This is a genomic window from Pseudomonas sp. ADAK7 (assembly GCF_012935675.1).
In the GTDB taxonomy this organism is placed as follows: Bacteria; Pseudomonadota; Gammaproteobacteria; order Pseudomonadales; family Pseudomonadaceae; genus Aquipseudomonas.
The window spans coordinates 583,588-607,879 of the sequence record NZ_CP052861.1; the positions used below are offsets into that span (position 1 = coordinate 583,588).

General features: G+C 59.7%; 20 protein-coding genes and 1 tRNA gene. 7 read left to right on the top strand and 14 right to left on the bottom strand.

Annotation, left to right across the window (positions count from 1 at the left end):
- Positions 1-4 precede the first annotated feature (4 nt).
- From HKK53_RS02635 to HKK53_RS02680, 10 genes are all read right to left on the bottom strand, one after another.
- Positions 5-1,960 (bottom strand): acetoacetate--CoA ligase, encoded by a 1,956-nt coding sequence (locus HKK53_RS02635; protein ID WP_169369215.1) that lies wholly within the window; start codon positions 1,958-1,960, stop codon positions 5-7.
- A gap of 138 nt (positions 1,961-2,098) precedes the next feature.
- Positions 2,099-2,872 carry a 3-hydroxybutyrate dehydrogenase gene (gene hbdH / locus HKK53_RS02640; RefSeq protein ID WP_169369217.1) on the bottom strand — a complete coding sequence of 258 codons (774 nt, stop codon included), beginning with the start codon at positions 2,870-2,872 and terminating at the stop codon, positions 2,099-2,101.
- A 7-nt stretch (positions 2,873-2,879) separates the two neighbouring features.
- Entirely contained in the window at positions 2,880-4,271 is a 1,392-nt protein-coding gene (locus HKK53_RS02645) for a GntP family permease (RefSeq protein ID WP_169369219.1), read from the bottom strand.
- Between the two features lie 302 nt (positions 4,272-4,573).
- Positions 4,574-5,989: a sigma-54 interaction domain-containing protein gene (locus tag HKK53_RS02650; protein WP_169369221.1), complete on the bottom strand. Its 1,416-nt coding sequence runs from the start codon at positions 5,987-5,989 to the stop codon at positions 4,574-4,576.
- Positions 5,990-6,042: 53 nt separating this feature from the next.
- On the bottom strand, positions 6,043-7,617 hold the full coding sequence (locus HKK53_RS02655; protein WP_169369223.1) for an ABC transporter ATP-binding protein: 1,575 nt from the start codon (positions 7,615-7,617) through the stop codon (positions 6,043-6,045).
- Between the two features lie 14 nt (positions 7,618-7,631).
- Positions 7,632-8,654: an ABC transporter permease gene (locus HKK53_RS02660; RefSeq protein ID WP_169369225.1), complete on the bottom strand. Its 1,023-nt coding sequence runs from the start codon at positions 8,652-8,654 to the stop codon at positions 7,632-7,634.
- Complete coding sequence (locus tag HKK53_RS02665) at positions 8,654-9,715, bottom strand: microcin C ABC transporter permease YejB (protein ID WP_169369227.1); 1,062 nt, start codon at positions 9,713-9,715, stop codon at positions 8,654-8,656. Before HKK53_RS02665 ends, HKK53_RS02660 begins: the two co-directional genes overlap by 1 nt.
- Positions 9,715-11,583, bottom strand: coding sequence for an extracellular solute-binding protein (locus tag HKK53_RS02670; protein WP_169369229.1), 1,869 nt, complete (start codon positions 11,581-11,583; stop codon positions 9,715-9,717). The genes HKK53_RS02665 and HKK53_RS02670 overlap by 1 nt, the downstream gene beginning before the upstream one ends.
- A 136-nt stretch (positions 11,584-11,719) precedes the next feature.
- Positions 11,720-12,001, bottom strand: a complete 282-nt coding sequence (locus tag HKK53_RS02675) for a peptidylprolyl isomerase (RefSeq protein WP_008150918.1) — start codon at positions 11,999-12,001, stop codon at positions 11,720-11,722.
- 121 nt (positions 12,002-12,122) lie between these two features.
- Positions 12,123-13,004: an esterase/lipase family protein gene (locus tag HKK53_RS02680; protein WP_169369231.1), complete on the bottom strand. Its 882-nt coding sequence runs from the start codon at positions 13,002-13,004 to the stop codon at positions 12,123-12,125.
- A gap of 340 nt (positions 13,005-13,344) precedes the next feature.
- On the opposite strand from HKK53_RS02680, the gene HKK53_RS02685 reads away from it, so the two are divergent.
- Positions 13,345-14,394 carry a hypothetical protein gene (locus HKK53_RS02685; protein ID WP_169369233.1) on the top strand — a complete coding sequence of 350 codons (1,050 nt, stop codon included), beginning with the start codon at positions 13,345-13,347 and terminating at the stop codon, positions 14,392-14,394.
- Positions 14,395-14,445: 51 nt separating this feature from the next.
- On the opposite strand, the gene HKK53_RS02690 is transcribed toward HKK53_RS02685, so the two are convergent.
- Both HKK53_RS02690 and HKK53_RS32765 read right to left on the bottom strand, forming a co-directional pair.
- A complete protein-coding gene (locus HKK53_RS02690) occupies positions 14,446-15,534 on the bottom strand; it encodes a 3-deoxy-7-phosphoheptulonate synthase (RefSeq protein ID WP_169369235.1) in 1,089 nt (362 codons plus the stop codon).
- A gap of 351 nt (positions 15,535-15,885) precedes the next feature.
- A complete protein-coding gene (locus HKK53_RS32765) occupies positions 15,886-16,014 on the bottom strand; it encodes a hypothetical protein (protein WP_272900294.1) in 129 nt (42 codons plus the stop codon).
- Positions 16,015-16,175: 161 nt separating this feature from the next.
- Between HKK53_RS32765 and HKK53_RS02695 the strand changes: the two genes are divergently transcribed.
- From HKK53_RS02695 to HKK53_RS02715, 5 genes are all read left to right on the top strand, one after another.
- Positions 16,176-16,619: a GNAT family N-acetyltransferase gene (locus HKK53_RS02695; RefSeq protein ID WP_169369236.1), complete on the top strand. Its 444-nt coding sequence runs from the start codon at positions 16,176-16,178 to the stop codon at positions 16,617-16,619.
- Between the two features lie 126 nt (positions 16,620-16,745).
- The gene (gacA, locus tag HKK53_RS02700; protein WP_082356623.1) at positions 16,746-17,387 is read left to right on the top strand and encodes a response regulator transcription factor GacA; all 642 of its coding nucleotides are present in this window, start codon (positions 16,746-16,748) and stop codon (positions 17,385-17,387) included.
- Positions 17,388-17,389: 2 nt separating this feature from the next.
- Complete coding sequence (gene uvrC / locus HKK53_RS02705) at positions 17,390-19,213, top strand: excinuclease ABC subunit UvrC (RefSeq protein WP_123596508.1); 1,824 nt, start codon at positions 17,390-17,392, stop codon at positions 19,211-19,213.
- 32 nt (positions 19,214-19,245) lie between these two features.
- Positions 19,246-19,806, top strand: a complete 561-nt coding sequence (pgsA, locus tag HKK53_RS02710; protein ID WP_169369238.1) for a CDP-diacylglycerol--glycerol-3-phosphate 3-phosphatidyltransferase — start codon at positions 19,246-19,248, stop codon at positions 19,804-19,806.
- A 63-nt stretch (positions 19,807-19,869) separates the two neighbouring features.
- Positions 19,870-19,945: transfer RNA gene (locus HKK53_RS02715), tRNA-Gly, on the top strand.
- A gap of 96 nt (positions 19,946-20,041) precedes the next feature.
- Here HKK53_RS02715 and HKK53_RS02720 read toward each other — a convergent pair.
- On the bottom strand, positions 20,042-21,028 hold the full coding sequence (locus tag HKK53_RS02720) for an AraC family transcriptional regulator (RefSeq protein ID WP_169374162.1): 987 nt from the start codon (positions 21,026-21,028) through the stop codon (positions 20,042-20,044).
- 99 nt (positions 21,029-21,127) lie between these two features.
- Between HKK53_RS02720 and HKK53_RS02725 the strand changes: the two genes are divergently transcribed.
- Positions 21,128-22,378 (top strand): MFS transporter, encoded by a 1,251-nt coding sequence (locus tag HKK53_RS02725; protein WP_429528846.1) that lies wholly within the window; start codon positions 21,128-21,130, stop codon positions 22,376-22,378.
- A gap of 67 nt (positions 22,379-22,445) precedes the next feature.
- Here the strand turns inward: HKK53_RS02725 and HKK53_RS02730 are convergent, their stop codons facing one another.
- A complete protein-coding gene (locus HKK53_RS02730; protein ID WP_169369240.1) occupies positions 22,446-24,287 on the bottom strand; it encodes a DAHL domain-containing protein in 1,842 nt (613 codons plus the stop codon).
- Positions 24,288-24,292 lie beyond the last annotated feature (5 nt).

The window sequence follows — 24,292 nt, forward strand, 5'->3', positions numbered from 1 at the left end:
GAGCTCAATCTTTCAACTCTGGTCGATCTCGGAACTGCTCAAGCGCTTCGGGGTTGGCCAGGGCATCGGTGTTTTTCACCGCCTGCCCATGCACCACATTCCTCACCGCCAACTCCACCACCTTGCCGCTGATCGTGCGCGGAATTTCCGTCACGCTCAGGATCTTCGCTGGCACATGCCGCGGCGTAGTGTTGGCGCGGATGACCTGGCGTATCTGCTGTTGCAGGGTTTCATCCAGAGTGACGCCATCCTTGAGGCGCACAAACAGCACCACCCGCACGTCATCCTGCCATTGTTGACCAATCGCCACGCTGTCCAGCACCTGTGGCACTTTTTCCACCTGACGGTAAATCTCTGCGGTGCCGATGCGCACGCCGCCGGGGTTGAGCACGGCGTCGGAGCGGCCGTGTATCATCATCGCGCCGTGGTGCAGTTGTTCGGCGTAGTCGCCCTGGGCCCAGACGCCGGGGAACAGGCTGAAATAGGATTTGCGCAGCTTTTCTCCGTCCGGGTCATGCCACAGCCCGACGGGCATCGCCGGGAAGTGTCGGGTACACACCAGCTCGCCTTTTTCGCCGATCACCGGTCGGCCTTCGTCATTCCACACCTCGACCGCCATGCCCAGGCTCTTGCCCATGATCTCGCCCCGGCGGACCGGTGACAGCGGATTGCCATTGACGAAGCACGAGACGATATCGGTGCCACCGGACATCGAAGCCAGGCACACGTCTGCTTTCACATCGCGATAGACGAAGTCGTAGCTTTGCGGTGACAGCGCCGAGCCGGTGCAGAGCAAGGTTTGCAGGCTGCCAAGGTCATGGCTCTGTCGAGGTTTCAGGCCGCTGCTTTCCAGGGTCGCGAGGAACTTGGGGCTGGTGCCGAACACGTTGATGCGCTCGTCGTCGATCAGGTCGATCAAGCGTTCCGGGCCAGGGTGAAACGGCGAGCCGTCGTACAACACCACGGCGCTGCCGACGGCCAGGGCTGACACCAACCAGTTCCACATCATCCAGCCGCAGGTGGTGTAGTAGAACAAACGGCTGCCGGCACCGAGATCGCCATGCAGACCGTGTTCCTTGGCGTGCTGCAACAACACACCGCCGGTGCTGTGGATGATGCATTTGGGCACGCCGGTGGTGCCGCTGGAATAGAGGATGTACAGCGGATGGGCGAATGGCACCGGGACAAAATCCGGTTCGCCGCCGATGTCGTAAAAATCGTCCCAGAGCGTGACGTTGGCCTGGGTGTGGAATTCGTCGATGTGCGTCTGTGGCCGGGCGTAAGGCACGACGATCAACTGCTCCAAGGTGGGCAATCGTTCGAGGATTTCGTTGACCTTGGCGCGTTGGTCGATGTCCTTGCCGGCATAGCGATAACCGGCGCAGGTGATCAGCACTTTCGGCTCGATCTGGCCGAAACGGTCGATCACCCCTTGGGTGCCGAAATCCGGCGACGAACAGGACCAGATCGCCCCGAGACTGGTGGTGGCAAGCATCGCCACCAGGGTTTGCCAAGTGTTGGGCATGCACGCCGCCACCCGATCGCCGAGGCCAACACCGGCGGCTTGCAGGCTGTTCTGGAAACCAGCGACATGGCTGGCCAGTTCGGCCCAGGTCAGCTGTTCGCGCTGACCGTTTTCAGCGACCGCGACCACCGCCACCGCATCGTCGCGCCGACGCAGCAAGTGCTCGGCAAAGTTCAGGGTTGCGCCGGGGAACCACTCGGCGCTGGGCATGTGCGGGCCTTCGCGCAGCACCTCGTCGGGTTGATCGTGGAAGCGGATATCGAAGCAGTCGACAATCGCCTGCCAGAACGCCTCCCGCTGATCGATGGACCATTGGTGCAGGGCAGGGTAGTCATCGATCTTGAGGTGATGGCGCTGATTGATGAAGCGCCGAAAGGCTTCCATGCGGGTCTTGCCGATGCGCTGGGCGCTGGGTTGCCAGAGGATGTCGGACATGGTTTGCCTCTCTTCAGTCAGATCGTTCCCACGCTCCGCGTGGGCATGCAGCCCGGGACGCTCCGCGTCCCCAAAGCGGACGCAGAACGTCCATTGAGGCATTCCCACGCAGAGCGTGGGAACGATCCGGGTGGCGGGTTACTGCGCCAACCACCCACCATCAATATTCCACGCCGCGCCCCGCACCTGGCTGCCGGCCTCGCTGCACAAGAACAGCACCAGTTCACCCAGTTGCGGTGGGGTCACGAATTCCAGGGACGGCTGCTTCTCGGCCAGCAAATCATGCTGCGCCTGCTGCGGGTCGATGCCGGTGGCGGCGCGGTCATCGATCTGCTTTTGCACCAAAGGCGTCAGTACCCAGCCCGGGCAAATGGCGTTGCACGTGACCTGGGTGGTCGCGGTTTCCAGGCCGACCACCTTGGTCAAGCCGATCACTCCATGCTTGGCCGCCACATAAGCGGCTTTGCCTACCGAACCCACCTGGCCATGAACCGAGGCGATGTTGATGATCCGCCCCCAATTCTTCGCCCGCATACGCGGCAGGCACAGGCGCGTGCCGTGGAACACCGAAGACAGGTTGATCGCAATGATCGAATCCCAACGCTCCAGCGGAAAGTCTTCCACCGCCGCCACATGCTGGATCCCGGCGTTGTTCACCAGAATATCCACGCCACCGAATTCGCGCTCGGCGTAGGCAATCATCTCGGCGATTTGCTCGGGTTTACTGACGTCTGCCGGATGATGCCCGACCTTGCCGCCAAATTGCTCAACCTCGGCAATCACCTTCGAGGCGTCGCCGAACCCGTTGAGCACCACGTTGGCACCGGCCTTGGCCAGGCTGAGGGCGATGCCCAGGCCGATGCCGCTGGTGGAACCGGTGACCAGTGCGGTCTTGCCTGTAAGAGTCGTCATGAATACCTCACACAATGCCAGTGGCGTAGAAAGTGCCGATTACCACGAAGACCGCCAGGGTCTTGATGATCGTAATACAGAAAATGTCTTTGTAGGCTTCGCGGTGCGTCAGGCCGGTGACCGCGAGCAGGGTAATCACCGCGCCGTTGTGCGGCAGGGTGTCCATGCCGCCACTGGCCATCGCCGCCACTCGGTGCAGCACTTCCAGCGGTATGTTCGCGGCATGGGCTGCGGCGATGAAGTCGTTGGCCATCGCCGCCAGGGCAATGCTCATACCGCCCGATGCGGAACCGGTGATGCCGGCCAGCAGGGTCACGGTAATCGCTTCGTTGACCAGCGGGTTGGGAATGCTTTTCAGCCAGTCGGCCAGCACCAGGAAGCCTGGCAAGGAGGCGATCACCGCGCCGAAACCGTATTCCGACGCGGTGTTCATCGCTGCCAGCAATGCGCCGCTAACCGCACTTTTACTGCCTTCGGCCAGTTTGCTGCGGATCGCCTGGAAGCCGAACACCAGCACCATGATGATCCCGACCAGCAACGCCGCTTGAACCGCCCAGATCGCCGTGAGCTTGGCGATTTCGGTGGTCACCGGCGTGGTCATGCCCGGCAGCGAGAGGCTGTGGGTCTTGCCGTACCACTGCGGGATCCACTGGGTGAACAGCAGGTTCATGATGCCCACCGCCAGCAGCGGCGACAGGGCAATCCACGGATTCGGCAGCTTGATGTCGGCAGCGGTTTCCGGCTCGTTGCGCAGCTCGGTGCCATAACCTTCGCCGGCGCGCTGAGCCTTGTTGCGTTGACGCTGCAGGAACAGCATGCCGGCGCAGAACACGAAGATCGTGCCGATCAGGCCCAGCCACGGCGCCGCCCAGGCGGTGGTGTTGAAGAAGGTGCTGGGGATGATGTTCTGGATTTGCGGGGTGCCGGGCAGGGCGTCCATGGTGAAGGAAAACGCACCGAGGGCGATGGTCGCCGGGATCAGCCGTTTGGGGATATTGCTCTGGCGGAACATCTCGGCGGCAAACGGATACACCGCGAACACCACCACAAACAGCGACACGCCGCCGTAGGTCAGCAAGGCGCAGACCAGCACGATCACCAGCATCGCCTGGCGAGTGCCAAGCAAACGAATGGCCGCCGCAACGATAGAACGCGAGAAGCCCGACAGCTCAATCAGCTTGCCGAACACCGCACCGAGCAGGAACACCGGGAAATACAGTTTGATGAAGCCGACCATTTTCTCCATGAACACCCCGGTGAAGGCAGGGGCGACGGCGGAAGGGTCGGTGAGCAGTACAGCGCCGAGGGCGGCAATCGGGGCAAAGAGGATAACGCTGTAGCCACGGTAAGCAGCCAGCATCAGCAGCGCGAGGGCTGCCAAGGCAATGATCACACTCATGGGTGTGTCTCTCCTGAATTGTTATTTTTGTAAGGTGGATCTTTTGTGGGAGAGGGCTTTAGCGGGAATCGTGCCAGATAGCTAAGGTGTTGAAATATAAAGAGATATCGTTTCTTTTTGGCGGTGCTTCGGACTTTATGTCTCTGTTTTGAGATAGGGGGGGATCTGGCGGGCGCCTTCGCGGGCAAGCCTCGCTCCTACATGGGGAGGTGGCGCTCGGGGGTGACGCGTACACTTCGCACCTGTAGGAGCGAGGCTTGCCCGCGAAGAGGCCGCATCTACCAATAGAGATCCATGTCTCGTTATTGAGACTCGGCAATCCCTAACGCCACCATCTTCTTGTACAGCGTCGACCGCCCAAGCCCCAACCGCGCCGCCGCTTCAATCACCTTGCCGCCACATTGTGCGAGTGCCGATTCAATCAACTGCCGATCAAATCGCTCCCGAGCCTCACTGAACGTCTCATGGCCGACGGCTTCAATCGCCTGCGCCGCCACCCGCGTCACCGGGGTAAATGTCCCAATCGCCGCGCGGATATCCGCCACATTCAACATCAAGTCATCACTGAGCAACGCCGCGCGTTCCAGCACATTACGCAGTTCGCGGATATTCCCCGGCCAGGCGTGTTGGCCCAGCAGCTCCAGTGCTTCACGGTTCAACTCATGCTGACTGCGCAGTTCTTCCAGGATCGCTTCGCTGAGGGCCGGTATGTCGTCGAGGCGGTCACGCAACGGCGGCACCTGGATCGGCAGCACGTTGAGGCGGTAATACAGGTCGGCGCGAAACTCGCCGCGTTTGATCGCCGCTTCCAGATCCGTCGAGGTGGCGGCAATGACTCGCACATCGCTCTGGATCACTTCGTTGGAACCTACCGGTTCGAACTCTTTCTCCTGCAACACCCGCAGCAACTTGCTTTGCAGGGGCAAGGGCATGTCACCGATCTCATCGAGAAACAAGGTGCCACCCTGGGCGATCTGCAACTTGCCCACGCGTCCCTTGCGATCAGCGCCGGTAAACGCGCCGGGGGCGGTGCCGAAGAACTCGGCTTCGAGCAATGCCTCGGGAATCGCCGCACTGTTAATGCTGACAAACGCCTTATGCGCTCGGGGCGAAGCACCGTGGATCGCCTGGGCCAGCAACTCCTTGCCGGTGCCGGTTTCGCCGAGCAGCAACACCGGGGATTCAGCACTGGCACTGCGCCGGGCGCGGCGTTTGACTTCCAGGCTGGCGGCGCTGGTGCCGATGAAATGGGCGAAGTTGTACTTGGTTTGCCGCGCCCGCAGCAGCGAGCGGGTGGAGGCCAGTTCTTCCTGCATGCTCAGGTAGCGCTTGAGCATCGGCGACAGGCTGCGCAATTCGTCGAACAGCGCGAAGCCGATGGCGCCGATCACCGCGCCGGCATCGTCGTGAATCGGCAGGCGCATTACCACCAGTGGTTCCTTGGGCGTGTCCTGCATGTCCAACAGGATCGGCCGGCCGGTGCGCACCACGTCACGCAGCAGACTGCCGGGGATCACGCTTTCACAGGCCTTGCCGATCGCGACCTCCGCCGATTCCAGGCCGAAACGCCGGGCGTAGCGTTCATTCATCCAGACGATATTGGCGTCGCGGTCGACAATCACCGTGCCTTCGCTCGATTGCTCGATGATCTCGAACAAAGAGCGGATCGCCAGCAGGCGCACGCGCTGGTAGTCCTTGAGGCTTTCGGTGGTGTTCATGTCTGTCATGTCCAGAGTGTGGTTGTCTGTGAGGGCCTCTTCGCGGGCACGGCTTACCCCGGATGCGCCGCCGCCAACAGTTCCTTGGTATACGGATGCTGCGGCGACTCGAACACATCATGGCTGGCACCGCTTTCCACCACTTTGCCGTCCTTGATCACGATCATGTCATGGGCCAGCGCGCGCACCACCGACAGATCATGGCTGATGAACAGATAGGTCAGGCCGTGCTTTTTCTGCAGGTCGCGCAGCAGCGCGACCACTTGTTTCTGCACGGTGCGGTCCAGGGCTGAGGTCGGTTCGTCCAGCAGGATCAGCGCCGGCTTGAGCACCAGCGCCCGGGCGATGGCGATACGTTGCCGTTGGCCGCCGGAAAACTCATGGGGATAACGGTGACGGCTTTGCGGGTCGAGGCCGACTTCTTCCAGGGCCCGAATCACCTCGGCCTTGCATTGCTCGGCGGTCAACTGGCTATGCACTTCCAGGCCTTCGCTGATGATCTGCGCCACCGACATCCGTGGGCTCAGACTGCCAAACGGGTCCTGGAACACCACCTGCATCTTCTTGCGCCACGGCCGCAGCTGCTTTTGCGTAAGGCCGTCGAGCGCCTCGCCCTGGAAGCGAATGCTGCCTTCGGAATCGAGCAACCGCAGGATCGCCTGACCCAAAGTGGACTTGCCCGAACCGGACTCGCCAACGATACCCAAGGTCTTGCCACGCTGGACGTTCAGGCTGATGCCATCCACCGCGTGTAACCAGGTCTTGCGCTGGAACAGACCGCCGCCAAGGGCGAACTTGACCCGCAAGTCGTCCACTTCCAGCACTTTCTCGCGTTCGTCCCGGGGCAGGGCTTCGCCTTCCGGCTCGGCATTCAGCAGCACGCAGCTGTAAGGGTGCTTCGGTTCGGTGAACAGCTGCTCGCAAGGAGCCTGCTCGACGATTTCCCCGGCCTTCATCACGCACACGCGCTGGGCGATGCTGCGCACCAGATTAAGGTCATGGCTGATCAGCAGCAGTGACATGCCGAGCCGCCGTTGCAGTGATTTGAGCAGCAACAGGATCTTGCGCTGCACCGTCACATCCAGCGCGGTGGTCGGTTCGTCGGCGATCAGCAGTTCTGGCTCACAGGCCAGGGCCATGGCAATCATCACCCGTTGCCGCTGGCCGCCGGACAGTTGATGCGGATAGGCCTTGAGTCGTTCCCTGGGGTGCTTGATGCCTACCAGCTCCAGCAATTCGAGAATCCGCCCTTGCGCCGCTTTGCCGGCCAGGCCTTTGTGCACCAGCAGTGTTTCGCCAATCTGCTTTTCGATGCTGTGCAGCGGGTTCAGCGAGGTCATCGGCTCCTGGAAGATCATCGCGATCCGGTCGCCGCGCAACTTGCGCAGGACCGAGGCGTCGGCACCGACCAGTTCCTGGCCGCGATAACGAATGCTGCCGGAGGTTTGAGTACCGGTTTCCGGCAGCAATTGCAGGATCGAATGGGCTGTCACCGATTTACCGGAGCCCGACTCACCGACCAGCGCCAGGCACTCGCCGGGGCGGATATCCAGGCACAGGTTGCGCACCACCGTCTGGCCACTGAACGCCACGCTCAGGTCACGGATTTCGATCAGGTTGTCACTCATATCTAATGTCCGCTTCATGATCGAGGGTCGAAGGCATCACGCAATGCCTCGCCGATGAACACCAATAAAGAAAGAATCAGCGCCAGGGTGAAAAACGCCGTCAGGCCCAGCCACGGTGCTTGCAGGTTCTGCTTGCCCTGACCGATCAGCTCACCCAATGAGGCGCTGCCGGCCGGCATGCCGAAGCCGAGAAAGTCCAGGGCCGTGAGCGTCGAGATTGCGCCGGTCAAAATGAACGGCAGGTAACTCAAGGTCGCGTTCATCGCGTTGGGCAGGATGTGCCGCACGATCACTTTGCGGTCGGTCAGGCCCAGCGCCCGAGCCGCCTTGACGTATTCCAGGTTGCGCCCGCGCAGGAACTCGGCGCGCACCACGTCCACCAGGGCCAACCAGGAAAACAGCGCCATGATCCCCAGCAACCACCAGAAATTAGGCTCGACGAACCCCGACAGAATGATCAGCAGGTACAGCACCGGCAACCCCGACCAGACTTCCAGCAAGCGCTGGCCGAGCAAGTCGACCCAACCGCCGTAATAGCCTTGCAGCGCACCGGCGGCAATGCCGATCAGCGCACTGACAAACGTCAGCATCAAGGCAAACAGAATCGACACGCGGGCGCCGAAAATCACCCGGGCCAGCACGTCCCGCGCCTGATCGTCGGTGCCCAGCCAGTTGACCTTCGACGGTGGGCTCGGCGCCGGTTTGTTCAAATCGTAGTTGGGCGTGTCGTCGCTGAACGGAATCGGCGGAAACAGCAGCCAGCCGCCGTCCTGCTTGATCAGCTTCTGCACGTAATCGCTGCGATAGTCGGCCTGGAACGGCAGTTGCCCGCCGAATTCCTGCTCGGTATGACGCTTGAACACCGGGAAGTACAGCGAACCCTGGAAGCTGACGATCAGCGGCTTATCGTTGGCGATCAGTTCACCGCCGAGGGTCAGCAGGAACAACCCGATAAACAACCACAGCGACCACCAGCCCCGGCGGTTTTTCTTGAAGCGTTCGAAGCGACGAAGGCCCAGGGGCGAGAGCTTGAACATCAGGCGTTCCTCGCGGCGAAGTCGATACGCGGGTCGACCAGGGTGTAGCAGAGGTCCCCGACCAGTTTTATCAAGAGGCCGAACAGGGTGAAGATGAACAGCGAACCGAAGACCACCGGATAGTCCCGTGACACGGCCGCTTCGTAGCTCATGCGGCCGAGGCCATCGAGGGAGAAAATCACCTCGATCAGCAACGAGCCGGCGAAGAACACGCTGATGAAGGCCTGGGGAATCCCCGACACCACCAGCAACATCGCGTTGCGGAACACATGGCCGTACAGCACGCGACGCTCGCTCAAGCCCTTGGCGCGGGCGGTGACCACGTACTGGCGGGTGATTTCATTGAGGAAGGAGTTCTTGGTCAGGATCGTCAACGTGGCGAAGCCGCCGATCACCAGCGCAGTAACCGGCAGTACCAGGTGCCAGAAGTAATCGGCGATCTTGCCCACGGTCGACAGCGACTCGAAGTTGTCCGAGACCAGACCGCGCACCGGGAACCAGTTCAGCGACGTGCCACCGGCAAACACCACAATCAGGAACATCGCAAACAGGAACGCCGGCATCGCATAGCCGATGATGATCGCGGTGCTGCTCCAGATATCGAAGTGGCTGCCGTGATGCACCGCTTTGCGAATCCCCAGCGGGATCGACACCAGATAGGTGATCAGTGTGGCCCAGAGCCCGAGGGAAATGGTCACCGGCATTTTTTCCAGGATCAGGTCGGTCACCGTGGCGCCACGGAAGAAGCTCTTGCCAAAGTCCAGTTTCGCGTAGCTTTTGAGCATCAGCCACAGGCGTTCCGGCGCCGGCTTGTCGAAGCCGTATTGTTTTTCGATCTCTTTGATCAACTGCGGGTCGAGGCCACGACTGGCCCGGGAACTGCCGTGCATCGTCTCGCTGGAGCCACCGCCGATCGTGGCGCCGCCGATGCCTTGCAAGTGCGCGATGGCCTGTTCCACCGGACCACCGGGCGCGGCCTGGACGATCACGAAGTTGACCAGAAGAATGATCACCAGGGTCGGAATGATCAGCAGCAAACGCCGCAGTATGTAGGCCCACATCAGCGCGGCCCTCCGGATTTGCCGCGCTTGATCAATTCGGCGGTCATCTGTTCGTTGGTCAAGGGCGTGGAGCTCACTTCCCACCAACTCTCGATGGCTTCGTCATTGCTCGCCTGCACGCTCGGAATGCCGAAGCGATTCCACCAAACGGTGGAGCTGCCGGGCGGGTAATAGTTGGGAATCCAGTAGTAGTTCCATTGCAGCACCCGGTCCAGGGCATGGGCGTAGCGCAGCATGTCGGCCTGGGTGTTGGCGCGGATCAGGCCGCTGATCAGCGTATCGACCGCCGGGTTCTTCAGCGCCATGTAATTGTTGGCGCCGGGATCGTTGGCCGAGGCCGAACCAAAGTAGTTGACCAGTTCGCCGCCGGGGGAGGTGGTGACCGGATAGCCGGTGATGACCATGTCGTAATCCCTGGACATCAGGCGGTTAACGTATTGGGACGAGTCGATGCGGCGAATGTTGAGGTCGATACCGATCTGTTTCAACGTGCGCTTATAAGGCAGCAGCAACCGATCGATGCCGTTCTGGCTGGTGAGGAAGGTGAAGCTCAGCGGCTCGCCCTGGGCATTCACCAGTTGATCGCCATCGGGTTTCCAGCCGGCCTGTTCGAGCAGCTCCAGGGCTTGCAATTGTTTGTCGCGGATCACGCCGCTGCCATCGGTCTTCGGCGCTTGGAAGACCTGGGTAAACACTTCATCGGGAATCTGCCCGCGCAACGGTTCGAGAATCGCCAGCTCCGCCGCATCGGGAAGCTTGCGCGCAGCCAGGTCGGTGTTGGAAAAGAAGCTCTGCTGGCGGATGTACAAGTCGCGCATCATCTGCCGGTTGCTCCACTCGAAATCCCAGAGCATGGCCAGGGCCTGGCGCACACGGCGGTCCTGGAATATCGGATTTTGCAGATTGAAGACGAACCCCTGGGCTGTTTGCGGTGCGTCAGTGGCCAAGTGGGCCTTGCGCAGGCGGCCGTCGCTCAGGGCCGGACTTTCGTAGCCGATTGAATAACCGGTGGCGGAGAACTCGCGGTTGTAGTCGTAGGCGCCGCCGCGCAGCACCTGGCGAGCGACGTCGGTATCGCCGAAGTACTCGATGCTGAAATGGTCGAAATTATAGAGGCCGCGGCTGACTGGCAGGTCCTTGCCCCACCAGTCGGCGTTGCGCTCGAAGGTAATGCTGCGTCCGGAGTCGACCTTGCCGACCCGATACGGGCCGCTGCCCAGTGGTGGTTCGTAACCGCCGCCGCTGGCGAAGTCGCGGGTTTTCCACCAATGCTCGGGGAATACCGGCAGGGTCGCGATGTCCAGGGGCAGGGTGCGGTTCTCGTTGCTTTTGAAGTCGAACCGAATGGTCAGCGGCGACTCGACTTCAGTGCCTTTGACGTCGGCAAACTGAGTGCGATAGCGCAGGCTGCCCTGGGTCATCAGCAGATCGAAGGTGTAGCGCACGTCTTCGGCGGTAATCGGAGTGCCATCGGCGAAGCGCGCCTTGGGGTTCAGATAGAAGCGCAGGGACAGACCGTCCTCGGAGCGCTCCATCTTCTGCGCCACCAGGCCATAAACCGTATAAGGCTCGTCCAGCGAACGCTGGGCCAGGGGGGAGTAGAGCAGGCCATCGATCTGGTTCACGCCGATGCCCTTGTCGATGTAGGGCAGGATGTGGTCGAAATGACCGATTTCCATGGCTGAGCGACGCATCGTGCCGCCCTTGGGGGCTTGCGGGTTGGTGTAGGCGAAATGACTGAAGCTCGCGGGATATTTCGCCGGTTCGCCATACACGGTCAACGCGTGTTGCGGTGCTGCATTCACACCAGCGCCACTTAGCAGCAGGGCCACGGCAGTGAATATCAAAGTGGGGAAAGCCAGTCGCATTGTCAGCCTTAGAGCCGGGTGATCGATAAGCACAATTTGTACGCTAGCGGCGCGTCCCTCGCCAGTCGAAACACGTAACCAAAACACAACGGCCCACCAAAAGGCGGGCCGTTGTGCAGAAAACTCAGGCGTCAGATCAGTCCTGGCGGCTGGTCACTTCCAGCAGGTGGTACCCGAACTGGGTTTTGACCGGGCCTTGCACCACGTTGATCGGTGCGCTGAAAACCACGGTGTCGAATTCCTTGACCATCTGGCCTGGACCGAACGAACCCAGATCACCGCCCTGGCGGCTGGACGGGCAAGTGGAGTTAGCCTTGGCAACTTCGGCGAAATCAGCGCCGCCTTCAATCTGGGCCTTGAGTTCGTTGCACTTGGCTTCGCTGGCAACAAGGATGTGACGGGCAGTGGCTTTAGCCATGGGAAAATTCTCCATTCAATGTTCAGTAAAGTGCTGAGCCTACCGGATTCAGTGGCCTATTTCTTCTCAAAGTTCCATCTGAAACCGGTCGGGCATGGGGACATTTATATAAGTGAAGGGTTTACAGGCCAGCATGTCTCAAGCGCTCGGCGTGCTGTACATACAACTCGATCGGGTTGACACCTTTGCGACCCCGTCCGGCTGTCTGACCGAGACTGTCCATGTGATCCATTGGATAGTCGGAGCGGATCACTTTACCCAGGTGAGAACTGTATCGCCCGACCAGCCCGTCGTTTTGCCCGGCCTCGGTGATGAAATACTCGGAAAACGCCCGGCAAAAAGCGTGTGCCGGGTCGAAACCGCTGAGCCCTTCATCAAGGATGGTCCCTTGCAGGGTGCCGCTCCAGGAGTAATAGCGCACACCATTGACCAGCTCTCGACCCTTGCCGCCCCAGGTTTTCGGCAGCCCCTGAGGGTACTTGTCGTTGAAGGCGCCAACGCCCTCGGTGGTCAGCGCGTTAAGCGCGGCGATTGCGTTTTGTGGCAACTGCTGGTTGCCGCTCAACAACGACAGGAAGTCAGCGAACGAGGTCGCGACTTTTCTGGCTACATGCTCCGGCAAGCGTCCGGGCGTAAGGGCCTTGCGCAAAAAATCCGCCAATTCCGATCCATGATTCGGGCCGCTGACGGACGTCACTGACGCTACCCATTGCGGCGCGACAGCGGCCGCGTAACGTGCGGCGAGTGCGCCCTGGCTGTGGCCGATCAGATTGACCTGGCTTGCGCCGGTTCCTTCCAGGACCCGTTCAATCTGTGCCAATAGCTGGTCGCCGCGCACTTCGTTGCTATGGGTAGCCGACAGGTGCGGTACGAAGACCCTGGCGCCATAGCTTCTCAATGCCTGCTTGACGTCATGGAACAGTTCGAACCTGCCGATGCGGTCGAAACCGAAGAGGCCGTGTACCAGAAGGATTGGATGCTGAGTTGTTGCATTCCGTTGCATGTTCGTACCTTTTTCGCGGAAGTTCGTAGAGGTGACCCGGACGCCACTCTAAAACACTCCCGCCGCCAGGCGATGTCTGAAAAATCCGCTGTGCTTGAAGGAAAGCGGTATAGGAAAAGTATGAAAATTCGGAACAGGACGAAGTCTACGTCGGAACATTTCGACATCTTTTTAAGCGGTCAAGAGAGATTCTCAACAGTGGCCTACCCAGTGATCGGCATTTGTCCCGGTCATCTGAAGCAATTACCTGACATCGCCGCGCACAGCGATGGGCTTAAATAGGCTTCGTTCGACGCCGACCTGCGGGCCGGTACGTATGTCCAAGGACTGGAGTAAATGAATGAGCACATTTGAAATAGATACAGCGAAGCGAGTGTTGTCGGCTCCACAGCTGGTACAGGCTGAAAATGCCGTTCTGGATCCGGCCAGCAAGAAAGCCGTGGTCAATATCTTGCCTTATCCAGGTATGGCGAGCGGAGACAGGCTGGTACTGCACTGGTCCGGGCTCGACGCCGAAGGGTTGGCCTATCGGCATGAGGTCGCGCATTTTGTCAGCCAGAGGCAGGTAGGCAAGGACGTTGTCTTTATCGTCGCCAGTCCCCACATCGGTGCGCTGGATGGCGGTTACCTGGAGGTCTACTACACGCTTACCAGTCGTTGTTTGCCGGAACCCGTGCAGTCTCGACGTTTGCAGTTGAATGTTGGTGATACCCCTTCCGGAGTGTTGCCGTTGTTCGTGAATGATGCCGTGGGCGGTACGCTCGACCCGGTCCGGGTGGGTGAAGGCACACGCATAACGATTCGACCTTACGCCCGGATGGCATCCGGCGATCGGGTGGTGCTGTTCTGGGAAGGTACTACACCCGAAACAAGCTTCAACGACAGGTTGAATATCGAATCCTTCGCGGTGGGGCACGAACTATCGTTCTGGGTGAGTCCGGAGTTCATTGTCTCAGGCCTCGGATCGTCGGTAACCCTGCGTTACTGCATTGAACAGCATGGGCAGGCGCCGCTTTATTCGGAGCCAATGCAGTTGTCCATCGGACCGCTGGAGCGAGCGCCGCTGTTCGCCCCCATCGTCCTGGAGGCCGATGAAGGCTGGCTGGATCTGCAGGACTCGATCGATGGTGTCACGATCGTGATCGATGGTGCTCGAACCGAGGAAGGTGAGCTGGTGTATCTCAAGTGCGACGGCACTGAATTCAGTCACCGGGATGAGCGTGAGATCTCCCGGGAGATGGCCGGTGAACCTCTGGTGTTCATCGTGCCTTACCGGTTCTGGAGAGAGCATCAAGGCTCGACAGTTCGGGTCGGTTATTCGGTCGAACGACTCGATGATGTCAGCCAGTTGTCAGAAGTGGTGCTGGTGCTGGTGCAGGTGCAAGGGTAAGCAGTGCCGGGTCTTCCAGTCTTCGAGCGAAGACTGGAAGGAGGCTGTCTGTCACGCTGGTTGCTGTGCGCGGTACGGTGTCCGCAGACGGTCGGCAGCCTGGCGCAGCAATTGTTCCGTGCCTGTCCAGCCGAGGCAGCCGTCTGTTACCGAAACCCCGTACTGCAAGGACGAGCTCAACGGTTGGCAGCCTTCGAAGAGATGACTTTCAATCATCATTCCGATCAACGAGCGATCACCTTGCAGGCGCTGTTCGAGCACATCGTTGAACACGGCCGGCTGACGCAACGGGTCTTTGCCGCTGTTAGCGTGACTGCAATCGACCATGATTCGCGCGGGGATCTTCAGCCTGGTCAGGTCATGGTTGATCCGTGAAACGCTATCACGGTCGTAGTTGGGGCCGTGATGTCCGCCACGCAATACCAGATGGGTATCCGGATTGCCGGGGGTTTGAATGATTGCAGGATGCCCCTGGCTATCGACCCTGAAATGCCGATGGGGATGGGCCGCCGAGCGCATGGCGTCACTGGCGACCGTGACGCCGCCATCGGTGCCGTTCTTGAAGCCTACTGGCATGCTCAGGCCGCTCGCCATTTCCCGGTGGATCTGCGATTCGGTGGTGCGCGCGCCGATGGCGACCCAACTGAGCAAGTCGTCGAAGTAACCGGCGGCCATCGGTTGCAGCAATTCGGTGGCAATTGGCAAGCCGAGGCCGAGCATTTCACGCATCAGCTCCCGCGACAGGGTCAGGCCACCGACCATATCATCGCTGCCATCCAGTCGCGGGTCGTAGGCCAGGCCTTTCCAGCCGACGGTGGTGCGGGGTTTTTCGACGTAGGCGCGCATCACCAGGAGCATTTCATCGCTGACCTCGGCGGCCAGGCGGGCAAGATTGCCGGCGTATTCGAGTGCTGACTGGGGATCATGGATAGAGCAGGGGCCGACGATGACCAACAGCCGGGAGTCTTCACCGTTGAGGATCGCGCGAACCGCACGGCGCTGGGTAGCGACTTGCTGAGTCAGGGCGTTACTGAGTGGCAATTGCTGTTTGAGTTGCAATGAGCTGGGCAGGCGCAAGGTCAGCGCTTCATTGGCCGGGCTCAAGGTGGACACTGGCAAAGCAGAGACGGACGAGTTCATGTTCAGGCTTCCTGGGCTGGCAGCGGGTTCGTTCCCGCGTGCTCGGCCCTACTGGGGTGTTCGACAATTGGCCGGATTGGCTGCGTGTGTGTGCTTGCCACCTGTGGGTGACCGATCGGAGGCGGCAGGCTGTCCCGAGCGGAGGCTGGTAAATCGCCAGGCGGTAAAACTGTCGTGACGGTAATAAGTGGCGTAGTTCATGTCGTGAATCCTCAAGTTGTCTGGTGTGTCGCTAAAAATGTATGCAACTGAATACCGGGCGCTGAAAAAACAAAACCCCCGGTCGGGAGGCCGACCGGGGGTTGAGAATTCTCTGGTGGCGACCCGTTTAAAGTGGGCGCCGTGTGGGTATCAGGCGCGCCAGTGGCTAAACCAATACCCAAAATAAAAGCTGACCGGAGCACAAACACCGTTCGCCCGGGCAGCCGCCACCGAGCGCGGTGCGCTGACGGTACGAAGCTGTGAGAGGGTGTTGAACATGGCTTGTCTCCGATGAATGCGCCGAGCTTACTAGAGGGCGGCAGGCGGATTCAATCAGAAAATGCTATCGGGCACCGGCGGCGGTTTCTATCGGTTGAGTGCCTAGTGGGTTGTGACACACTCGATGCTTCGTTACATACGGTCATCATCACGGGGCTTGAATGATTTACCAATTACGTCCGGCGACCTCCCGGGATCTGGGTTTTGCTCGGGAACTGACCTGTCAAAACATGTTGCCTTACTACATTAAGTACGAACTGCCGTGGCTGGATGAGGCCTTCGATGTGGCCTGGGCGGGGCGCGAAAACTGGCTGATCGTGCAAGACGATGTTCCGGTGGGGTATGTCAGCCTCAGTCGTGATGCCAGAGCCTTGTACATCCGTGAGCTGCACTTGTGCGAAGCCTTTCGGGGGCAGGGTGGCGGTTCCTGGGCGATCGATCAGGTATTGGCGATGGCCCGGACGGAAAGACGGCCAGCCTTGCGCCTGACCGTCTTCAAAAATAATCCGGCGCAGGCGCTGTATCGGCGAATGGGCCTGGAGGTGGTTGGTGAGGACGAGTGTTTCCTGAGAATGCAGCGCGAAGTCGATGCCCCCCGTCGCTGAAACATGCAGAGGGCAAGCCTTGAAAGATGAATTGAAACTTTTTATATGACGCTTGCCGCTAGGTCTGCCAGTCGCTTTTTGCTAAGGTGTCGGCAACCCAATACGACCATATCGCGAGGTGTCTGCTTGATTAGGGTGCTAGTAGTCGATGACCATGATCTCGTTCGTACAGGCATTACACGAATGCTGGCTGACATCGATGGCCTGCAAGTAGTCGGCCAGGCCGAGTCAGGGGAGGAATCCCTGCTCAAGGCGCGTGAGTTGAAACCCGATGTGGTTCTGATGGACGTCAAGATGCCCGGGATCGGCGGTCTTGAGGCCACGCGAAAACTGCTGCGCAGTCATCCGGACATCAAAGTCGTCGCGGTCACAGTGTGCGAGGAGGATCCGTTTCCTACGCGGCTGTTGCAGGCCGGGGCGGCGGGTTATCTGACCAAGGGCGCAGGTTTGCCGGAAATGGTCCAGGCCATTCGGCTGGTGTTTGCCGGGCAGCGCTACATCAGCCCGCAGATCGCCCAGCAACTGGCGATCAAGTCCTTCCAGCCGACCAACGATTCGCCTTTCGACGCGTTGTCGGAGCGCGAGATCCAGATCGCCTTGATGATTGTCGGCTGCCAGAAGGTCCAGATCATTTCCGACAAACTCTGCCTGTCGCCGAAAACCGTGAACACCTACCGTTATCGCATCTTCGAGAAGCTTTCGATCAGCAGCGATGTCGAGCTGACACTGTTGGCGGTTCGTCATGGCATGGTTGATGCCAATCTCTGAAAATGACTGAAGTCTTCGATCCGAGTGCATTTCTGTCGACGGTGAGTGGACGCCCCGGCGTCTATCGCATGTTCGACAGCGACGCGCGCCTGCTCTACGTCGGCAAGGCCAAGAATCTCAAGAAGCGCCTGGCGAGTTACTTTCGCAAAACCGGTCTTGCACCCAAGACCGCTGCGTTGGTGGGTCGTATCGCCCAGGTCGAAACCACGATCACGGCCAACGAAACCGAAGCCCTGTTACTTGAGCAGACGCTGATCAAGGAATGGCGTCCGCCCTACAACATCCTGCTGCGCGACGACAAATCCTATCCTTATGTCTTCCTCTCGGATGGCCAGTTCCCTCGGCTAAGCATCCACCGTGGCGCGAAAAAGGCAAAGGGCAAGTATTTCGGCCCCTATCCCAGTGCCGGCGCCATCCGGGAAAGCCTGAGCCTGCTGCAAAAGACCTTTTTTGTTCGTCAGTGCGAAGACAGCTATTACAAGAACCGCACGCGACCTTGCCTGCAATACCAGATCAAGCGTTGCAAGGCGCCGTGTGTCGGTCTGGTAGAGCCGCAGGTCTATGCCGAGGATGTGCGGCATTCGGTGATGTTCCTCGAGGGGCGCAGCAACGCACTGACGGACGAGCTGTCTGCCGGAATGGAAGAGGCGGCAATCAACCTTGAGTTTGAGCGCGCCGCCGAATTGCGCGATCAGATTTCATTGCTGCGTCGGGTCCAGGACCAGCAGAGCATGGAAGGCGGGACCGGTGATATCGATGTGATCGCCGCGTTCATCAACCCGGGCGGTGCCTGTGTTCACTTGATCAGCGTTCGTGGTGGCCGCGTGCTGGGCAGCAAGAACTTCTTCCCGCAAGTGGGGATTGAAGAGGACGTTTCTGAAGTCATGGCGGCGTTTCTGGGCCAGTACTACATCAGCAGTCCCGAACGGGATTTGCCGAGCGAGTTGATCGTCAACGTGGTCCACGACGATTTCCCGGTGCTGATCTCGGCCATCGACGAGCTGCGCGGTCGCGAATTGTCGATCAGTCACCGGGTTCGCGGTACGCGCGCGCGCTGGCAGCAACTGGCGGTCACCAATGCCGAACAGGCGCTGAGCGCAAGGCTGGCCAATCGTCAGCACGTTGCGGCGCGTTTCGATGCGCTGGCCGAGGTCCTGAACCTGGATGAGCCACCGCAGCGCCTGGAGTGCTACGACATCAGTCACTCCAGCGGTGAAGCTACCGTGGCGTCCTGCGTGGTGTTCGGTCCGGAAGGCCCGATCAAATCAGACTACCGCCGTTACAACATCGAAGGCGTAACGCCGGGCGATGACTATGCGGCGATGCACCAGGCCCTGACCCGACGCTTCAGTAAGCTGAAGGACGGCGAGGGCAAGCTGCCGGACATCTTGCTGGTGGACGGCGGCAAGGGCCAGTTATCCATGGCGCGTGACGTCCTCAACGAACTGGCAGTGCCCGACCTGATTCTGTTGGGCGTGGCCAAGGGGGCGACACGCAAGGCCGGTTTTGAAACTTTGTACCTGAATGACGCCGCACACGAATTCACGTTGCGCGGTGATTCCCCCGCGCTGCATTTGATCCAGCAAATTCGCGACGAAGCCCACCGTTTCGCCATTACCGGGCACCGGGCGCGGCGGGGCAAAACCCGTCGCACGTCCACGCTGGAGGGCGTTGCAGGCGTCGGACCGACACGTCGGCGCGATTTGTTGAAACATTTTGGTGGATTGCAGGAGCTGTCTCGTGCCAGCATCGAAGAGATCGCCAAAGCACCCGGGATCAGTAAAAAGCTCGCAGAGTCGATTTATGCAAATCTGCACAGCGAGTAGAATGCCAACTCACCTCGTAGCCAGTTGTGCCGATGAATATCCCTAATCTGATTACCGTTCTACGCGTCCTGCTCATCCCAATCTTCATTTTGCTGTTTTACCTGCCTTACCAATGGAGTTACCTGGCCTCCAGCTCGGTCTTCGCGTTCGCCGCTGCCACTGACTGGCTCGACGGATACCTGGCCCGCCGCCTGGAACAAAGCACACCGTTCGGGGCTTTCCTCGATCCGGTGGCTGACAAATTGATGGTTGCCGTCGCGCTGGTGTTGCTGGTGCAAGAACATGGCAACCTGTGGCTGACGTTGCCGGCTGCGGTCATTATCGGTCGCGAGATTGTGGTCTCGGCGCTGCGAGAGTGGATGGCCGAACTTGGCGCCCGCGCTCATGTCGCGGTGTCGAACCTGGGCAAATGGAAAACCGCCGCGCAAATGCTGGCGCTGGTGATCCTGCTGGCCAACCCGTCGGACTTCACGTTCTGGGTGCTGTTCGGTTATGCGTTGTTGCTGGTGTCTGCAGGCCTGACATTGTGGTCCATGGTCCAGTATCTGCGGGCTGCCTGGCCGCATCTGAAGACTGATGTAGAAAAGAAATAAAACTTTTTTGAATCAAAGGGTTGACGGGGCTTCTGGATTCTATAGAATGCGCCACACCAAGACGCGGGAATAGCTCAGTTGGTAGAGCACGACCTTGCCAAGGTCGGGGTCGCGAGTTCGAGTCTCGTTTCCCGCTCCAAATATAGAAAAAGCGCCACTCATTGAGTGGCGCTTTTTTTGCGCGCGTTTTTTGTGGTCGGCATTGAAGATAGAGGCATCGCTCCACGTTGCCTTCTCATCCATAACTATCTTCGGAGGCATTTGAACGGGCCACTTGCCGGCTTGCACCTGGTGGCTGGCCGGTGATGCGTTTGAAGGCGCGACTGAAGGCCGCCTGCGAGGTGTAGCCCAGGCGCAGCGCCACGGCCTCAATAGGCAGTCGATCGAGGCTCAGCCATTGACTGGCGAGGCGCATCCGCAGTTCTGTCGCATAGCGCAACGGGGGGATGCCGATTGTGGCCTGGAAGCGTTCCGCGAAGACCGAGCGAGAGGTATTACATTGCGCTGCCAGTTCCGCCACGGTCCAGTCACGCGCCGGCTCTCGGTGCAAGGCCAGTAGCGCGCGGGCCAGCCGGGGATCGCGTAACGCGGCCACCAGGCCAGAGGCGTTGCCGCAGGCGCATTCAACCCAGCCGCGTACGATCATTGCAGCCACTACATCGGCGAGGCGAGCGAGGATGCCTGCGAAGCCGACGCGTGCGGAGCGAACTTCGCGCTCCATGGCGGTGAGAATCGGCATCAGTCCAGGGTAACGCTGCCCTCTGGCATCAATCAGCATCAGGTCCGGCATCAACCCGCCGAGACCCTGCATGCTTCCAAGTTCAAACTCCATGCAGCCGCTGAAGATGATGCTGCTGGGGCTGCCATCGGCACCGGGCGAAGCATTCACCGCGCAGACTGCGTCGCCGAGAGGGGACGCGTCAAAGCTACCGATGTCTTGAGCAGGAACGTCCGGGCTTGAGAGAAGCTGATGGGAATCACCCTGGGCGATGAACACGGCATTGCCAGCCGACAACTCGTATAACGCGCCATCCTCCGCACGCAGAACGGCAGTGCCGACGGCGAGGAAGTGGAAGTAGGCGTGTCCTGGTTTGGCAGCAAAGCCCAGTCCGAAAGCGGGACCGGCCTGGATGCGACGGTACTCGACGCCCCGCAGGCGCATGCCGCGCAACAGTTCGTTGATGAGATCGGACGATAAGGCGAACTGATCTAGAGAGGTCATTTCGGGGTTTCGGTCAAAAACTAAAGAGTTTGCATCATAGAACATCCGGTTCTGCGTCCATAGACTTCTGGTTGAGATAATTTCCAGAGGTGGTGAGTGATGAACAATGGGGTGTGTGAGGTTGCAGGCGATGTGCGATTTGGCAACGAGGCTTGTGCAGAAGCACAGACACCGGCCTGGATGGCCGTATTTTCGCTGGCGATGGGCGTGTTTGGATTGTTGACGGCGGAATACCTTCCGGCCAGCTTGCTGACGCCGATGGCCGTTGAACTGGGGGTGTCGGAAGCCTTGGCAGGGCAGGCGGTAACCGTGACGGCGGTGGTGGCGCTGTTTTCCGGACTACTGGTGCCAGGCTTGACGCGAGGGATCGACCGGCGTGTGGTACTGCTGTGCTTTTCCACACTGATGATTGCCTCCAACCTTCTGGTGGCTTTCTCTTCCAGCCTGGTGGTGTTGCTGATCATGCGGATCCTGCTGGGCATCGCACTGGGCGGCTTCTGGAGCATGGCGGCGGCCGTGGCGATGCGCCTGGTGCCGGCGGCGCTGCTGCCGCGGGCCCTGTCGATTATTTTCAGCGGGATTGCCGTGGGCACTGTGGTGGCGGTGCCGCTTGGCAGCTATTTGGGCGGGCTGTACGGCTGGCGCAGTGCATTTGTGGCGGCCGCCGCCGTCGGGGTGGTGACGCTGATTTTCCAACTGTTCACGCTGCCGCCTCTGGCGCCGCGCAAAACGGCGCGGTTGAGAACGGTGCTTGAAGTGCTGCTGCGTCCGGGCATTGCCGTGGGCATGTTGGGCTGCGTGCTGGTGCACACCGGGCACTTCGCGCTGTTCACCTACATCCGACCGTTTCTGGAAAGCACAACCGGCGTGGGGGCCGAAGGACTGGCGCTGATGCTGCTGGGTTTCGGCGCGGCTAACTTCGTTGGCACGCTGCTGGCCGGCTGGCTACTTGAACGTAGCCCGCGCGGGACAATGGTCCTGATGCCTGCGCTGGTTGGCGTTGCGGCGTTAGCCTTGGTGTTGCTGCCCGCTTCTGTGCCGTGTCAGGCGTTGTTGTTGGCACTCTGGGGCATGGCTTTCGGCGGCGTGCCAGTGGCGTGGTCAAACTGGGTGGCCCGTGCGGTGCCCGATCAGGCGGAAAGCGCGGGAGGAATGGTGGTGGCCTCGGTGCAATCCGCAATCGCAGCAGGTGCCGCAGCAGGGGGCGCCATGTTCAGTTTCAGTGGCATCGCCGGCGTATTTGTCGCCGCAGGCATCCTGATGCTGCTCGCAGCGTTGTTGATTGGGATGCGGGTCAAGGTTGAAGCACCAGCGTACGGCGCTGATGCCGGTCCGGTGCTGCATCTTTAAGGCGTGATCGCTTGTACTCTGCACCGGGAGGTTCTGAAGTAACGACTCGATCAAGGACGGCAGTGACTCAATCCGTCAGGCTTACTCTTTCTCCCGCCGCCGGTTGTGCATTGCCCGGACTGTCGGCCAATTCCAAAGGAATCTCCAGGGTGAACACGGCGCCCAGGGCCGGCCCATCGCTCTGGACGTTCAAGTGTCCATTCATCTCCACCGCCGCGAGCGCACAGCTGTGCAGGCCGAAACCGTGACCTTCCTTGCGCGTGGTGAAACCGTGATTGAAGATGCGCGACAGGTTCTCGGCGACGATGCCTTCGCCCTGATCCTTGACGCTGAAACGCAAGGTTGAATGATCGGTAACGCTGACGCTCAAGGTCATTTCCCGCTGTTGCTCGGTGACGGTGGACATCGCGTATTTGGCGTTGCTGATCAGGTTGATCAGGATCAACAGCAGCCGATGTTTGTCGCCAATGATGGTCGGGACGTCCTGGTAGTCCTTGATCACCGTGACATGGTGACGGCTCAAGGCGCCGGAGTTCATGCGCAGCGCATCTTCGAACAGATTGATCACGTTCAGCGGCTCGACCACCCGCGCCGCGCCGGCGTAGGCCTGCTGCGTGGACACGATGTCCTTGATGTGATCGATGCTCTTGGTCAGTTGCTCCAGCTCTTCGACAATCCCCGATTGTTCGACCGCAATGGAATCGACCAGTTGATTGAAGTAAAGCGGCAGCAGTTTGCCTTTTTCATCGTGGGTGATGAACTGTCCTAAGTCCTCGGGATGATCGTTCATCATTTTCACGGCTTTACCCAGGCCTAAAGTCTTGCTGGTCGACAATCGGCGTGCGATCACATCGGCGGAGACGTTTACGCTGTTCAACACATTGCCAACGTTGTGCAGCACGTTGGTGGCGATTTCCGCCATGCCGGCCATGCGGGCGGCATCCACCAATTCGCGCTCGGCTTCGATCAGTTCTCGCGTGCGCTCCTCGACCCGCTGCTCAAGCCGCTCGTTGGCCGTTTGCAACTCGCCGTTGATTTTGTTGATCACGGTATAACTGCGAATCAAGCGCGCGGCCAGGTACACCAACAACAACGCCAGGATGCTGGCGCAGACGGCCAGGTAGATATGGTATTGGCGGTCCTGGGCTTCCGTTCGGCGCTGGGTTTCATTCAGCAACTCATTGATGCTGTCCAGTTGCTGGGCGACGGGAATTACATTAATCCGGTCAAGCAGGTCATTGACGATGGGTTGTTCGCGCATGATTGAGTTCACATGAGCGACGAAAGTATTGAAAGGCGGAAGGCGTTCAGAAGGGAGCTGACTCATGTATTGGCTGAGTACGCTCAGTTGGTCGTCAATTTCCTTGGCTTTATCGCTGGAGGCATAAAGGGCATATTCGAGGGTGCTCAATGAAAGATTCAATATATTTGAGGAATGGGTCAGGTATTCCAGCGGTTGTTGGGCATTGATATCTTTCAGCGAGCCTTGAATGATGTTTTCTACTTCGGGCAACGCATCAAGGGCGGCGCGCAGTACTGTGTTGTGCTGTTTAAATTGATCAACCAGTAGCGTCTTGTTTTGCACCGCGTTCAGATAGCCTTGTCGGCGATCATTCCATAAGGCCGGCAGCGGGCCGGAATTGTTCAGTTTGTCCAGTTGATCCCAGCGGTTACCGGATTCGGCGGGCGCTCCCAGCAGCAAGCTGCTGTTGATGCCGATTTTTGCCCTGAGGATCTTGACCCCCCAATTGGCATCCAATTGTTTTAATTGACGAACGAAATCGCGGGATTCGAAGTAGGTCGACGTTTCATAGGCGTACGACTTGTACAAAAGGAATAATAACGCCGCCAATGTGGTGAGGGCGATTGCCGAGAAAGTGACCCATTTATAACCGCTGCGAATTTGCATAATGT